The organism is Paraburkholderia steynii (assembly GCF_900100565.1).
Lineage (GTDB): Bacteria > Pseudomonadota > Gammaproteobacteria > Burkholderiales > Burkholderiaceae > Paraburkholderia > Paraburkholderia terrae.
The window spans coordinates 79,032-92,248 of record NZ_FNDI01000016.1; the positions used below are offsets into that span (position 1 = coordinate 79,032).

Genomic DNA, 13,217 nt, shown 5'->3' on the forward strand with positions numbered 1-13,217 from the left:
AGCACGCTGCTAGAACATATCTGCAACCTGCTGACGCCCGGCACCTTCCCCACCCGCTTTTTGACGATTCCGCGAAGGGATGAACGGCCCGGTGATCATATTCGAATAGCTCTGGCCTGGCCCAACCATTGGATAGACATCGGCGTTCTGGTCGATCATGACCTCGAGGAAAGCAGGCCCGTCGAAATCGAGGAAATCCTTGAGCTTCGCGTCCAGTTCGCTGATCGCATCGACGCGACAGGCAAAACCAAACCCGTCGGCCTGTGCCGCCATCACGAAGTCCTTGCGGTGAAGCGTCTTGTCGCTGACGCATAAACGGCCTTCGTAATACAGATGCTGCCACTGCCGGATCATTCCGTCGCCGAGATTGTTGAGCAGCAGTACTTTGACTGGCACGCCGTACGTGCTTGCCGTCTCGAGTTCGCCCACGTTCATGCGGATACTGCCGTCGCCGTCGATGTCGATGACGAGGGCATCCGGTTGCGCGAATTGAGCGCCAATCGCTGCGGGCAAGCCGAAACCCATCGTCCCCATGCTCCCAGACGTCAGGAAGTTTCGCGGCTCGACGAAGTCGAAGAACTGCGCAGCCCACATCTGATGCTGGCCCACACCTGTGCTGATGATTGCGCGCCCGCCCGTGATTTCGCTGAGCCGCTCGATGACGTACTGCGGCTGAATCATCGGACTATGCCTGTCGTAGTTCATGCCGTAGGCCCGCTTGAGGTCCTGCACGTGTTCGAGCCACTCAGAGGGCGCTTGCACATCACGACCGTAACCCATCAGCGACAGAAGCGCGTCCTTCGCATCGCCGATATGAGTCCAGTGCGCCCGCTTGACCTTGCCAATCTCGGCCTCGTCGATGTCGATATGCGCGACATACCGTGCGCGGGGCGCAAATGCTTCGGGCCGGCCACCCGCGACCCGATCATCGAACCGGGCGCCGACGGCGATCAGAAAATCGCAATCTTCGACCGCGTAATTCGCACACGCGGCGCCGTGCATGCCCAGCATGCCCAGCGACAGTTCGTGCTTCACCGGTATCGCGCCGAGTCCCATCAGCGTCGTCACAATGGGGACTTTGTAGCGTTCGGAAAACTGGCGTAATTCTGCCGTCGCGCCCGCTGCGATCACGCCGCCGCCGACATACAACAGCGGCCGCTTGCTCTGCGCGAGAAGATCGAAGAATTCATCGCGCTTGTCCTCGCCGAGATCAGCGCCTTTTGCCACCATTCGAAGACGGTCCGAGTAGCCTCGAAATTGCAGTGTCCCGTGCCCCTGGTACGTTCCCAACCAGTTCTGGATGTCCTTGGGCACATCGACGACAACGGGACCAGGACGACCGGTGCGCGCAATCTCAAATGCCGTCCGCAGCGTCTGCTCCAGCTTCGTCGGATCGGTAACCAGAAAGACCTGCTTCGCAACCGCCGACATGATGTTGAATACGGGCGCTTCCTGAAAGGCATCGGTGCCGATCACGGCACGCGGCACCTGTCCGCAGATAAGGACGACGGGAACCGAGTCGCCGTTGCAGTCGGCGATCGGCGTCACGGCGTTCGTCGCCCCTGGACCCGACGTGACCATGAATACGCCGACTTTTCCGCTTGCACGCGCATAACCCGCGGCCATGAACCCTGCCGCCTGTTCATTGGCAGGAACAACGAGCTTGATCTGACGCTCGGGATTTTTCTCGTGCAGTTCGTTGAAGCGAAAAACAGCGTCGTACGTCGGCAGGATCGCGCCGCCGCTGTATCCGAACACGGTATCGACGCCCTGTTCGCTGAGCACGCGCAAGATGATGTCGGCGCCCGACATCGGCTCGCCGGCGTTTTCTGCTTTCTGGAAGACTTGTGAAGCGACGTTTGGGTTTCGGGTCATGGTTGTCTCGAATGGAACGGGCGCTGATCGTTTCAGCCGCCCAATTCAAAGGCCAATCTCCCTTCCAACTCGAGAACAGCGTATGTTCAGCACCAGCTTGCGGACGTTCGACCTGACGGGTTCTCCGTGCATAGCCAACCCATCCAGCACTTTTGTGATGTGCAACCGGAAGAATTGCGAGGGGGTTTCGCTTTCATTGTGACAAGCATTGCGCGCGAGGGATTGCCCAACAGGCGCATTCACGGGCCAAACTGAGACCGTTTTCGGCCATCGCCTTCGCCGGCTTTCTGGCGCACTATTCAAGCGGACGGCAGCAGGAAATTAAGGAAAGCTGATTCTGCAGTTACTGACAAAAATAGCAAACCAACCTGCAAACCTGGCATTCCGGAAAAAATACATTTGAGATTTTCTAATCACGACACAGTGACGGTGAATTCTTACGATAAGCTAATCGACTGCACGTTACCAGGCTTCATGGCATTGCGTGATGCGTTGTAGTGGAGCGTCCAACACGGTTAGCCGTGGGCGTGCTTACAGTCAATGAAGGTCACGAAATGAAAGTCGCCGTTGTCATATTTGATGGTGTGCAAGCCCTGGATGTCGCAGGCCCACTGGACGTGTTCGCCGAAGCGAACACGTTTCTGCCTGAGCATCAGCGATATCAGGTCTCTTTCGTAGGATTCGAAGCGGGCATGGTAACGGCATCCAACGGGATGCAACTCGCCGTGCCCTTCGGCTATGCGGATTTCGACACGCAATGTGACCTGCTGCTGATAGCGGGTGGACCGCAGCTGCCCGACTTTCGTCCGCCGGTCCAGTTTCTCGACTGGTTGAGGCGTCAGGCGAACGGCGCGACCCGGTATGGCTCTGTTTGCAATGGCGCGTTCCTGCTCGCACATGCCGGGCTGCTCGATAGCCGCGACGTGACGACCCATTGGGCCGATGCCGGCCGCCTCGCCGACGACTTTCCTCAAACGTGCGTGCAGCCCGACAGGATTTTCATTCGCGACGGCCGCCTGTTCACTTCAGCGGGCGTTACCGCGGGAATCGATCTGTGCCTGTCACTGGTGGCAGAAGACTGGGGGCATGAACTGGCCGTGCGCGTCGCGAAACGGCTGGTCGTTTATATCCAGCGTGAAGGTGGGCAGTCGCAATACAGCCCTTACGTCGGCGTGCGCAAGGATGATGATCCCATCATCGGCAAGGTGCAGCGTTACGTGATGGACCACATTACGGACGTGCTCTCGATCGAGCAACTTGCCAGCGCTGTTTCCGTCAGTCGACGCACCTTCTCGCGCCTGTTCGCCAAATATGCAAAGGTGACGCCGTCGGCATTTGTCGAGCAGGTCCGCGTGGATACGGCGAGAAAGCTGCTCGAAGAAACGGATGCGCCGCTCAAGACCGTTGCGTTCAAATGCGGCTTCCACAGCGCCACGCATATGCGTACGACGTTCGCCCGACGGCTCAATGTGACGCCGAAACAGTATCGCCAGCGCTTTCGTGGCGAAGTGGACGAACACCCGTTGGAGCTTGACGCGGTCGCCGAATGAACGGCGTGGTTCTTCAAGCTCGCGGGCTGCGTCATACTCCTGCGGGTCTTACCCGACACGTGTCTCACACGTGGGGTCTAACGAATCGTCATTGAAAGGCCTGCAATCTCCATGGCTCACCCTGAATCGCTTCAAGGTCTTCCGGATATTCTCGATACAGGCTTATCGGTGGTGTTTTGCGGGATCAATCCAGGGCTAAGTGCGGCATCGACAGGTCACCACTTCGAGGGCCGTGGAAATCGGTTCTGGCGAGTTCTTCATCTGGCGGGCTTTACGCGCGAACAACTACGCCCCGAAGACGACCGTTCATTGCTGCAATACGCGTGCGGCTCGACGACGGCAGTATCGCGCCCCACAGCGCGGGCGGAGCAGTTGTCCCGATCGGAAATCAAGGCGGCTGCGCCTGAATTCGAGCGAAAGATCACACACTACGCGCCGCGCTATGTTGCCTTCCTTGGCAAGATGGCGGTCTCCGAATTGATCGGCAAACGCGACGTCGATTGGGGGCTTCAGTCGGTCACATTCGGCGGCGCAGGTGTCTGGGTATTGCCCAATCCCAGCGGCCTGAACCGCGCGTTCAGTCTGGATGCGCTGGTTTCCGCGTATCGAGAACTTCGTCTCGCAGTTGATTCAGTGCATTGCGCAATTGAATCCTCTCGCACTAGATGAACTACGCTTTACGGTTCGGCCAGATCGGCGATTGCACTGCCTGCGTTCACTATCTTCGGCGCATCGACGAATTGAAGGTGTACGTTTCTGCGTAACGTTTCAGTCACGAATTCGACGAAAGAGCGAATCTTCATGCTCGTGCCCTTTCGCTCGACGTGCAGCAGATTCACCGGAATCGACTCTGGCTCAAACGCTGCCAGGATTCGTTGCAGACTTCCACTGAGCACTTCGGGCGCTGCCTGGTAAGAAAGCAATTGCGTTATCCCCACTCGGTCGACGGCCGCCATGACAGCCGCGGGCGCCAGATCGACGATCATGCGCGGACGAACCCGAACGGGCAGCCTCAAACCGTTTTCGTAGAACAGCCATTCGAGCGGATGCGTCACGCCCGTAAAGGACACGCAGTGATGGTCACTCAGTTGCCTGGGATGAACGGGCTCCCCGAGCGCGTCGAGATACGCCGGCGCTGCGTAGGTTCGGCGGCTCACGGCGCCCAATGGCACGGCGAACACTGAAGAATCGCCAAGATGACCGATGCGAATCGCGATATCCACCCCTTCCTCGATCAGCCGCGTCGTACGGTCGACATAGACGACATTCACGCTGACGTCCGGATAGATATTCGCGTAGGCGTTGATGAGCGGGGCTATGAACCGTTGCCCAAACAAGACCGGTGCGGAGACTGTCAACGTGCCCACAGGCTTGCTTTGCTCAGCGGCGATATTCGATTCCGCGTCAGCGATGGTATCGAGTACTCTGCGGCACGCTTCGAGGTAGAACATTCCCGCGTCTGTGGGACGGATCGAGCGGGTCGTCCGCGCAATCAGCTGTGCGCCCACGCGTGTTTCCAGCGAATTCAGCGCCCTTGAAACCGTGGGAGCCGACATACCGAGCTTCTCTGACGCGCCGGTAAAACTGCCTCGATCAACGATGGCGACGAACACCTCCATCTCGCGAAATTTGTCCATCGTAATTCCCGACTTCAATTCTCGAAGCGATTGTAGATGCGATTTTCCGCGTCACGTTCAGCGTGGCGCAATTCGCGCACTGAATGGCCCATAACCTGGCACATGCGCGCTTCAAGAGACCGGGTTCATCTCCGACAATGGATCTAGTCGCCTAACATTGGGAGCGGTAATGTTTCGGTTGAAGCTCAGATCGACTCTGTTGAAGATCGGTGTGTTTGTCGCAGTGGGCGGCCCGCTTGCAGCATTTAAGGGACTGCTCTCCGGTGATGAAGAGATAGCCCCGTATGTGGCGGCGGCCGTCGTCATCGTGATAGCGGGCCTGGTCGTGTTGCTCAAGTCGACCCGTAGTGATGACGCGTGATAGCTATGGCCGGTCGCAAAATGCACCGGCCACGTCGGCGGCTATGCTTCAAGAATGGCCACGTTGTAGTCTTCGTCCTGGAACGCAACGAAGAATTCTTCAGGCATCAGCCAGGAATCCACGCTCACCGTATTCGCATCGACATTGACGTCGACTTGCGCATCCGCGTCAACGCTCTTCATCGCGCGCTGGATTCTGGAGATATCGTCAGACTGAATTGCTTCTTTAACTGAGAATTTCATTTTCGCTCACCAATCAATAACGGTTAATCAATTGCAGGCTGTCGGATTTATTCGACTTGATTTGATTCTATCCGGCACCCACATTTCCGTCGACGCACATAAGACAACTATGTGTTTCAGATTCAGATTGGTTTACGCAGAATCTATTTTACGGATTACTGCAAATGCAGTGACCTCAGCCCTGAAACCCTTCATCTGGGACGAACAGCGGCAATTCCCGTCAACCCTATGACGATATGCCCGGATTGATCAAATGGAAAAAGTCAATTTCCATTTGATCGCCAAAAAATCCTTACAGAACGGGCATGGCCAGATTTCAAAATCAAATGGCCTAAAACGTTACATACGGCGACTTTTGGAAACCCTACTCAACTCCTAGAATTAGTCAGGTCATCGCGCGGTGAATTCACCGCGGCAATTCCGGGTGAATTAACCACGTAAATGGTCAAGAGGTCATTGCAAAGGTCTTCTCCTGGAACACCTGAGGTCTCCGTCAGCGTCCATCGTCTGAAGGTCCATCCCAGATGCGATGCGTTGTTGAGGACTATTTGCCGAGCGCACCCCTATGACGAGTGTCAATCCCTCGACGACTGAAACGGCCGGCCCGGTTGTTGCGTCGTCTCCTGCCCCGTTGCCTGCAGCGCAAGCGCCGACGCCCGCGCCTCAGGCACCCGCGCAAGCGGAGATGTCGCAGCGCCTGGCCATTGGTCTGAGTGGAATGCTGCTCGCGTCGCTACTGGCAATCGTCAACGAACAGGTCACCGCGCTTGCCATGACCGACGTGCGTGGCGCGCTCTCCATCGGACACGACGACGGGAGCTGGCTGACGGTCCTGTTCGAAGCCGCCAACGTGTCCACGATGATCTTTGCACCGTGGTTCGGCATCACCTTCACCTTGAAGCGGTTCACGATAGGTGCGGTGGTGGCCTCGATGTTGTTTGCCTTCCTTTGTCCGTTTTCGCCGAACCTGTCCACGTTTTACGTGCTGCGCGTGCTTCAGGGCGTCGCTGGGGGCTGTCTGCCGCCCATGCTGATCATCGTGGCGTTGCGCTATCTGCCGCCCAAAATCAAGCTGTATGGGCTTGCGGGATACGCGCTCACAGCAACCTTTGGACCTACGATTGGCACGCCGCTCGCCGCGTTGTGGACGGAGTATGTCAGCTGGAAGATGGCGTTCTGGCAGACCGTGCCGTTCGGACTGTTGAGCTGCGTGGCGATCCAGTACGGCCTGCCGCAAGATGCCGTCAAGCTCGAAAGGTTCCGGTCGTTCAACTGGGTCGGATTGTTCACGGGCGGCCCGGGTGTTGCCATGCTCGTCATGGGCCTGTTGCAGGGCGACCGGCTGGACTGGCTGAATTCGACGTTTGTCTGCGTGATGCTGTTCGGAGGAACGCTTCTTTTCATCGCGTTTCTCGTCAACGAGTGGTATCAGCCGGTTCCGTTCTTCAAGCTGCAGTTGCTATACCGCAGAAACTTCTCGCATGGTCTGTCGACGCTCGTGGGCGCCGTGATGTTGCTGGTCGGTGTCGCTGTGATTCCCGCCCAATTCCTTGCGATGGTCCACACCTATAGACCGCTTCAAACGGCACCGCTGGCGTTGCTGGTTGCCATTCCGCTGCTGATTACGCTTCCTTTGACAGCCGCACTGCTGAACATGCGCCGGATCGATTCGCGGTGGATCATGGCCTTGGGACTGTCACTGGTCGCGACCACGTGCATTCTCGGAAGCTTCATGACTTCCGAGTGGGTTCGCGAGAACTTCTACTGGCTCCAGTCGTTGCAGATCGTGGCGCAGCCGATGGTGATCGTCGCCATCCTGATGGGTGTAACAACGGGCTTGCCGCCGACGGAAGGCCCTTTCGCTTCCGCCATGTTCAACTCGCTCAAGGCATTCACTGGCGTTGCGGCAACGGCGCTGATCGAAGGCCTGGGCACGGCCCGTGAGCATTTTCATTCGAGCATGCTGGTCGACCATCTGGGCAATAACGCATTGATCGCCAGTCAGAGCATCGACGCTGCTCATGGTCTCGGCGAACTCGCGCATCGGATTCACGAGCAGGCCGTGGTGCTCACTTCCGCCGACCTCTATCGCGTGATGGCGGTGATCGCCGTTGCCGTTCTGCTTCTCGTACCTGTGCTTCCGGTGCGCATCTATCCGCCGTGGTGTACGACACCGCCGTCCAATCGCTAACCATTGATTCATATGTCATTCCTCACCCGAATTCCCCCCAAAGTGGTTCGTATCGCCGCGGTCGTGGTCGTGCTGGGCGTCGTCGCCTGGGGTTGTACGAAGCTGCTTGCCAATCCGGACTACGAATCCACCAACGACGCCTACGTCGCCGCGGATTTCACGCTCGTCGCGCCGCGTATCGCCGGCCAGGTCTCGGAGGTACTCGTCGAGGACAACCAGCAGTTGAAGGCTGGGCAATTGATGGTGCGTATCGATGATCGCGACTTCCAGGCTGCGTTGCTGACTGCGCAGGCCGACGTGGCGGCCGCAAAGGCATCCGTCGCGAACTACGACGCCGAGATCGCGCGTCACCCTTCACTCGTCGATCAGGCGCGCGCCACGCTGCGTTCCGACGAAGCATCGATCGATTTCGCACGCGCAAATGCAGCGCGCTACCAGAACCTGTCGGAGTCCGGCGCGGGCACGATGCAGGAGCATCAGCACGCCTCGAGCGCGCTCGCCGAGCAACTCGCGCAACAGGCGCATGACCGTGCTGCGCTCGCTGCGACCGAACAGAATCTCGACGTGCTGCGCACGCAGCGCGACAAGGCTGCCGGTGCGTTGGCACACGCTGAGGCCGTGCTGGAGCAGGCCAGGCTCAACTTGTCTTACACGGAGATTCATGCGCCGGTGGACGGCAAGGTGGGCAGGCGTTCGGTGCGGGTCGGCGCGTTCGTTACACCCGGCGCGTCGCTGCTCGCGATCGTGCCGCTTTCGGATGCCTATGTGGTCGCGAACTTCCAGGAGAACCAGATCACCAACATGCGGCCTGGCGAGCGTGTGCGGATCAAGGTCGACAGCTTTCCGGGCGTTGTCATCCACGGGCATATCGACAGTCTGGCTCCTGCTACCGGCGTGAGCTTCGCGCCGATCGCGCCCGACAACGCGACGGGCAACTTCACGAAGATCGTGCAGCGCGTGCCCGTCAAGATCACGATCGATCCGGGCCAGCAGGCGGCATCCGCATTGAGCGTGGGGCTTTCTGTCGAGGCGGAAGTCGCGGTTAGCAAGCACGGCGACGCGACGATCGCGGGAGCGGACAACAAATGAACGCGCGCGAGTTTTCCATTCGTACGCCCGCGTTGGCAGGTTTGCTTTGCTTTGCACTGAGCGGCTGTCTGGTGGGCCCCAATTTCGAACGTCCTACCTCGACCACGCCCGATGTCTTCAATCGTACCCAGACCGCACAGGCGCCGAGCAAGGCGGCTGAATCCGAGTTCAATCCGGATTGGTGGCTGCTGTTCAACGATCCCACGCTGAATGCGCTCGAGCAGAAACTGGCCGATGCAAACCTCGACGTAGCGGCGGCCTCTGCCCGTCTGCGGCAAAGCCGGGCCGAGCAGCGCGTTGCAGGCGCCGCGGAATATCCGACACTCACGGGCGCCGCTTCGTACAACCGCGAGCGCGGTAGCGAGAACGGCATTCTTTCGTTGCTTGGCGTCTCGCCGACGGAAACCCAGACGCAATCGGCTTCGGGGAGTGCCCCACTTGGCGTCGCGCCGTTGCCGGGTAGCAAAGGTTCGCCGGCTTACAACCTGTATCAGTTCGGTTTTGACGCGTCATGGGAAGTCGACATCTGGGGTCGGGTTCGACGCAGCGTCGAAGCCGCGTCTGCATTGACGGATGCCTCATACGAAGAGCGAAACGCGGTGTTGCTGTCGGCGCGTGCCGAGCTCGCGCGCGACTACATTCAACTGCGCGACACACAGGCTCTGCTTCAGATCGCTCATCAGAATCTCGAGATTGCACGTGACGCCACGAAGCTCACGCAAACGCGCGTACGTGAAGGCGTGACGACCGATCTCGACGTGGCCAACGCGTCCGCACAAGTCGCGACGATCGAAAGTCTGATTCCGACGCTCGAATCGCGCAGCGAAACGACGATCAATGCGATCGGCGTGTTGTTGGCCGAGCAGCCCGGCGCGCTGCGACAGATGCTCGCCGAGACACGTGACGTGCCAGGGCTTCCCAATCAGGTGCCGATTGGATTTCCGTCCGAGCTGGTGCAGCGCAGGCCCGACATCAGAAAGGCTGAGGCACAGTTGCACGCGGCGACGGCAGCTATTGGTATGGCGAAAGCGGACTTTTATCCGCGCATCTCGCTGACTGGCAGCGCCGGATTCCAGAGTCTTCAACTCTCGAATCTCGCTGATTGGGCGTCGGGTCAGTTTGTCGTTGGACCGTCGATCACGCTTCCGATTTTCGAAGGCGGACGTCTCAAGGGAACGCTGCAGTTACGCGAGGCCCAACAGCAGGAGGCGGCAATCGTCTACAAACATACCGTGCTTCAGGCCTGGCGCGAAGTGGATGACGCGTTGATCGTTTATGACGCTGAACAGCGAAGGCATGATCGACTGGAAGAAGTCGTGAGCCTGAATCTGAGGGCGCTTTCTATCGCGCGTCAGCGGTATAAGGCCGGCGCCGTCGATTTTCTCGACGTGCTCAATGTGCAGAGGCAATTGCTCGACGCACAGCGCAATCTCGAGCAAAGCAAGGCCGACGCCGCCGCCAACCTCATCACCTTATGCAAGGTACTCGGTGGCGGGTGGGAGTCGTCGTATGCGCAAAGGGATGTGCGCCATTGAAGCAGCGACGACGACGCACGCCGCCTTTCCCCTTTATTGATTTTCTTAAGCCGTGGACACGCTTCTGCGGCAGGTCGTCCTTGGAGAGCATGATGAAATTGTTGTTTCGCACCTTAGTCATCGCAACGGCGCTCGCCGTCCCCGCCTTGTCACAGGCTCAGGAAAGCAGTCCTCCCGTTCAGTCGCAGCAGAGCAATGCGTCGGAATCGGGCTACGGCGGTAGCGTGACTGGAAAGGACCAGGCCGGGTCGCAGAAGAAAGCGGGGGGTTTTTGGCATCTTGGTGGCGGCAGCGCGTCGGGTGACAACTGTGCGGGTCCCATCAGCTACTGCAGCATCTTTTTCGGCAGCTAAATGCGAGGTCGGTGACAGGGTTAGCCGTCGGTCGGGGATGCAATAGCCCACGACTTCGCCCGGGGTCAGCCAGCGAACCCGACGCACCCAGGTTCATCAGCGATAATGCACGGCATCTGGTCAACTGGAATCTAACCCGGCTATTCCGGCCCTAAGCGTCCACGAATGTGCCGGCGACCCTGCCGAGTATGAGCAAAACAGCAAATCAGCAGCGCCGCATCGACGCGATGCTTCGCGAAGCCGTGGCGATGCAGCAAAACGGTGCGCAGCCCGAAGCCGAGGAGATCTATCGCGAGATTCTCGCCCTGCGCCCCATGCACTTTGACGCGATCCAGCTGCTCGGCGCGCTGTCGTTACAGGCGGGGCGCATCGACGAAGGTGTCGGGTTATTGCAGAAGGCTGTGTCGATCAACGGAAAGCAGGCACCGTTGCACTCGAATCTCGCATACGCCTATAACGCGCAGCGGCGCTTCGGCGAAGGTTTGGCCAGCGCGAACCGCGCGCTGGCGCTGCAACCCGGCTTCCCCGATGCACTGAACAATCGTGGCAACGCGCTGGCGGGACTCGACCGGCCAGCGGAAGCGCTCGCGAGCTTCGACAAGGCGCTCGCCTTGCAGCCCGAACTTGCGCAGGCATGGAATAACCGCGCCTGCGTGTTGCGCGACCTTGACCGTCCCGCCGATGCGCTAGCGAGCTGCGATCAGGCGATCGCGCTGCACGCCCGTTATGCCGATGCATGGAGCAATCGCGCGAACGCGCTGAGCGACATGAACCGTCCGCAGGACGCGCAAGCGAGCTATCAGCGCGCGCTCGAACTCGCCCCGGCATTCGTCGATGCCTGGAACAATCTCGGCCTCACGCTCGTCGATATGAAGCTGCACGACGAAGCGCTGCAGTCCTACGAGCGAGCGCTCGCGCTGGACGCCGATTGGGCCGAGGCGCATTGGAACTACGCGTTGTGTCTGCTGCAAATGGGTCGGCTCGAACAGGGCTGGCGCGAATACGAATGGCGTTGGCAGCGCCATCGCATCAAGGCGTCTCAGCGCAGCTTTGCACAGCCGCTGTGGCTCGGCGAATTTCCGCTCGAAGGCAAAACCATTCTGCTGCATGCGGAGCAAGGGCTGGGCGACACGCTGCAGTTCTGCCGCTATGCGCCGCTCGTCGCTGCGATGGGCGCACGAGTCATCCTCGAAGTGCCGAAGGAACTGATGCGGCTTCTCGCGGCGCTTGGCGGCGTCGCTGAACTGGTCGAGCAGGGTCAACCGTTGCCAGCCTTCGATTGCCATGCGCCACTGCTTAGTTTGCCACTCGCGTTTGGGACGGACCTCGCGAGTATTCCGTCGGGGACGCCCTATCTCTGTGCGGACAATGCGGATGCGCAGCGCTGGGCGCAACGGCTCACCAGCGACGGCGCGCCTGCGATGAAGGTTGGGCTTGTATGGGCGGGCGGAAATCGTCCGCATGTCGCCGAGCTGAGGAAGACCGATGCGCGGCGCTCAGTGAGGCTCGACACGCTAAGGCCCATCTTCGATGTGCAGCATGTGCGCTTTTACAGCCTGCAGAAAGGTCCGGCCGCACAGCAGTTGCGCGAAAAGCAGGCGTTCGGCGAGCGGATCATCGACTACACCGATGAACTCGATGACTTCGCGGACACGGCTGCGTTAGTTGAAAACCTCGATCTCGTCATCACGGTCGATACCGCCGTTGCACACCTCGCAGGGGCGATGAATAAACCGGTATGGATCATGAACCGCTTCGATACGTGCTGGCGGTGGCTGCTCGATCGCACAGATAGTCCGTGGTATCCGGGCGTTCGGTTGTTCAGGCAACCAGCGCTCGGTGACTGGGATAGTGTGGTGAATGAGTTGCGTGATGCGCTCAGCGCGGAGAGTTCTTTGGTGGTTTGAAGGGGCGGTGTGGGATTTGACGTGACGCTGTGGGCGTCGACAAGCCGACTACGCGCGGCGAGATCGTTGATTTTGCGGGACACGGATGTAGCATATCAAAACATGCATGTGAAAATACCGCTGTCCATTCAAAGCGCGGAGTTCTTTGCGTTCGAGTGCAGTCTGTTCGAAGTGCTGTGGAGTGCGAGCACACCCGATCGGTTCGATAAGCCCGTCTGAACCGATTTCGTTCGCTCCCGTAGCATGGAGTGCTAATGCAAACACGCGGACCGGAAAGATAAGTGAGCCCGCGTGCCGGTGTGGCCGATGTCTCCAAGTGGCAGTGCTGCCGCTCCTGGCGACCGTACCGGCGCACTAACAATTTGACGAGTGAAGTCCGAGAGGCGCCCGGTAGCCACCATTACGGCTTCCAGGCGCGCGATCTCACACTGACGTCAAACGTCGCATTCGTGATACCCGGACGAGGGCGCGGCCGCC

At 59.3% G+C, this 13,217-nt stretch carries 11 protein-coding genes; 8 read left to right on the top strand and 3 right to left on the bottom strand.

What is annotated here, in order from left to right; genetic code table 11:
* Positions 1-9: 9 nt before the first annotated feature.
* Entirely contained in the window at positions 10-1,875 is a 1,866-nt protein-coding gene (gene ilvB, locus BLT65_RS26585) for a biosynthetic-type acetolactate synthase large subunit (RefSeq protein WP_208545805.1), read from the bottom strand.
* A gap of 554 nt (positions 1,876-2,429) precedes the next feature.
* Here ilvB and BLT65_RS26590 point away from each other — a divergent pair.
* Together BLT65_RS26590 and mug are read left to right on the top strand one after the other, a co-directional pair.
* Positions 2,430-3,425 (top strand): GlxA family transcriptional regulator, encoded by a 996-nt coding sequence (locus BLT65_RS26590; RefSeq protein WP_042309422.1) that lies wholly within the window; start codon positions 2,430-2,432, stop codon positions 3,423-3,425.
* Between the two features lie 111 nt (positions 3,426-3,536).
* Positions 3,537-4,094: a G/U mismatch-specific DNA glycosylase gene (gene mug, locus BLT65_RS26595; RefSeq protein WP_091782912.1), complete on the top strand. Its 558-nt coding sequence runs from the start codon at positions 3,537-3,539 to the stop codon at positions 4,092-4,094.
* 8 nt (positions 4,095-4,102) lie between these two features.
* On the opposite strand, the gene BLT65_RS26600 is transcribed toward mug, so the two are convergent.
* Positions 4,103-5,062: a LysR family transcriptional regulator gene (locus tag BLT65_RS26600; RefSeq protein ID WP_091782915.1), complete on the bottom strand. Its 960-nt coding sequence runs from the start codon at positions 5,060-5,062 to the stop codon at positions 4,103-4,105.
* A gap of 169 nt (positions 5,063-5,231) precedes the next feature.
* Here BLT65_RS26600 and BLT65_RS26605 point away from each other — a divergent pair, with 169 nt between their 5' ends.
* On the top strand, positions 5,232-5,423 hold the full coding sequence (locus tag BLT65_RS26605; RefSeq protein ID WP_042309426.1) for a DUF2964 family protein: 192 nt from the start codon (positions 5,232-5,234) through the stop codon (positions 5,421-5,423).
* A 41-nt stretch (positions 5,424-5,464) separates the two neighbouring features.
* Here BLT65_RS26605 and BLT65_RS26610 read toward each other — a convergent pair whose 3' ends face one another.
* Positions 5,465-5,605, bottom strand: coding sequence for a hypothetical protein (locus BLT65_RS26610; RefSeq protein WP_341865837.1), 141 nt, complete (start codon positions 5,603-5,605; stop codon positions 5,465-5,467).
* A gap of 625 nt (positions 5,606-6,230) precedes the next feature.
* On the opposite strand from BLT65_RS26610, the gene BLT65_RS26615 reads away from it, so the two are divergent.
* From BLT65_RS26615 to BLT65_RS26635, 5 genes are all read left to right on the top strand, one after another.
* On the top strand, positions 6,231-7,856 hold the full coding sequence (locus BLT65_RS26615) for an MFS transporter (RefSeq protein ID WP_091782918.1): 1,626 nt from the start codon (positions 6,231-6,233) through the stop codon (positions 7,854-7,856).
* Between the two features lie 12 nt (positions 7,857-7,868).
* Positions 7,869-8,945 carry an HlyD family secretion protein gene (locus BLT65_RS26620; RefSeq protein ID WP_091782920.1) on the top strand — a complete coding sequence of 359 codons (1,077 nt, stop codon included), beginning with the start codon at positions 7,869-7,871 and terminating at the stop codon, positions 8,943-8,945.
* Positions 8,942-10,480 (top strand): efflux transporter outer membrane subunit, encoded by a 1,539-nt coding sequence (locus tag BLT65_RS26625; protein ID WP_091782923.1) that lies wholly within the window; start codon positions 8,942-8,944, stop codon positions 10,478-10,480. The genes BLT65_RS26620 and BLT65_RS26625 overlap by 4 nt, the downstream gene beginning before the upstream one ends.
* Before the next feature lie 89 nt (positions 10,481-10,569).
* Positions 10,570-10,833, top strand: coding sequence for a hypothetical protein (locus tag BLT65_RS26630; RefSeq protein WP_091782926.1), 264 nt, complete (start codon positions 10,570-10,572; stop codon positions 10,831-10,833).
* A 188-nt stretch (positions 10,834-11,021) separates the two neighbouring features.
* Complete coding sequence (locus BLT65_RS26635; RefSeq protein ID WP_091782929.1) at positions 11,022-12,740, top strand: tetratricopeptide repeat protein; 1,719 nt, start codon at positions 11,022-11,024, stop codon at positions 12,738-12,740.
* Positions 12,741-13,217: the final 477 nt, after the last annotated feature.

Bases quoted from the DNA above. Each gene is read 5' to 3' on its own strand.
- BLT65_RS26610 (WP_341865837.1), bottom strand. From the start codon at position 5,605: ATGAAGAGCGTTGACGCGGATGCGCAAGTCGACGTCAATGTCGATGCG.
- BLT65_RS26635 (WP_091782929.1), top strand. From the start codon at position 11,022: ATGAGCAAAACAGCAAATCAGCAGCGCCGCATCGACGCGATGCTTCGC.
- BLT65_RS26605 (WP_042309426.1), top strand. From the start codon at position 5,232: ATGTTTCGGTTGAAGCTCAGATCGACTCTGTTGAAGATCGGTGTGTTT.
- BLT65_RS26615 (WP_091782918.1), top strand. From the start codon at position 6,231: ATGACGAGTGTCAATCCCTCGACGACTGAAACGGCCGGCCCGGTTGTT.
- BLT65_RS26600 (WP_091782915.1), bottom strand. From the start codon at position 5,062: ATGGACAAATTTCGCGAGATGGAGGTGTTCGTCGCCATCGTTGATCGA.
- BLT65_RS26625 (WP_091782923.1), top strand. From the start codon at position 8,942: ATGAACGCGCGCGAGTTTTCCATTCGTACGCCCGCGTTGGCAGGTTTG.
- BLT65_RS26620 (WP_091782920.1), top strand. From the start codon at position 7,869: ATGTCATTCCTCACCCGAATTCCCCCCAAAGTGGTTCGTATCGCCGCG.
- mug (WP_091782912.1), top strand. From the start codon at position 3,537: ATGGCTCACCCTGAATCGCTTCAAGGTCTTCCGGATATTCTCGATACA.
- ilvB (WP_208545805.1), bottom strand. From the start codon at position 1,875: ATGACCCGAAACCCAAACGTCGCTTCACAAGTCTTCCAGAAAGCAGAA.
- BLT65_RS26630 (WP_091782926.1), top strand. From the start codon at position 10,570: ATGATGAAATTGTTGTTTCGCACCTTAGTCATCGCAACGGCGCTCGCC.
- BLT65_RS26590 (WP_042309422.1), top strand. From the start codon at position 2,430: ATGAAAGTCGCCGTTGTCATATTTGATGGTGTGCAAGCCCTGGATGTC.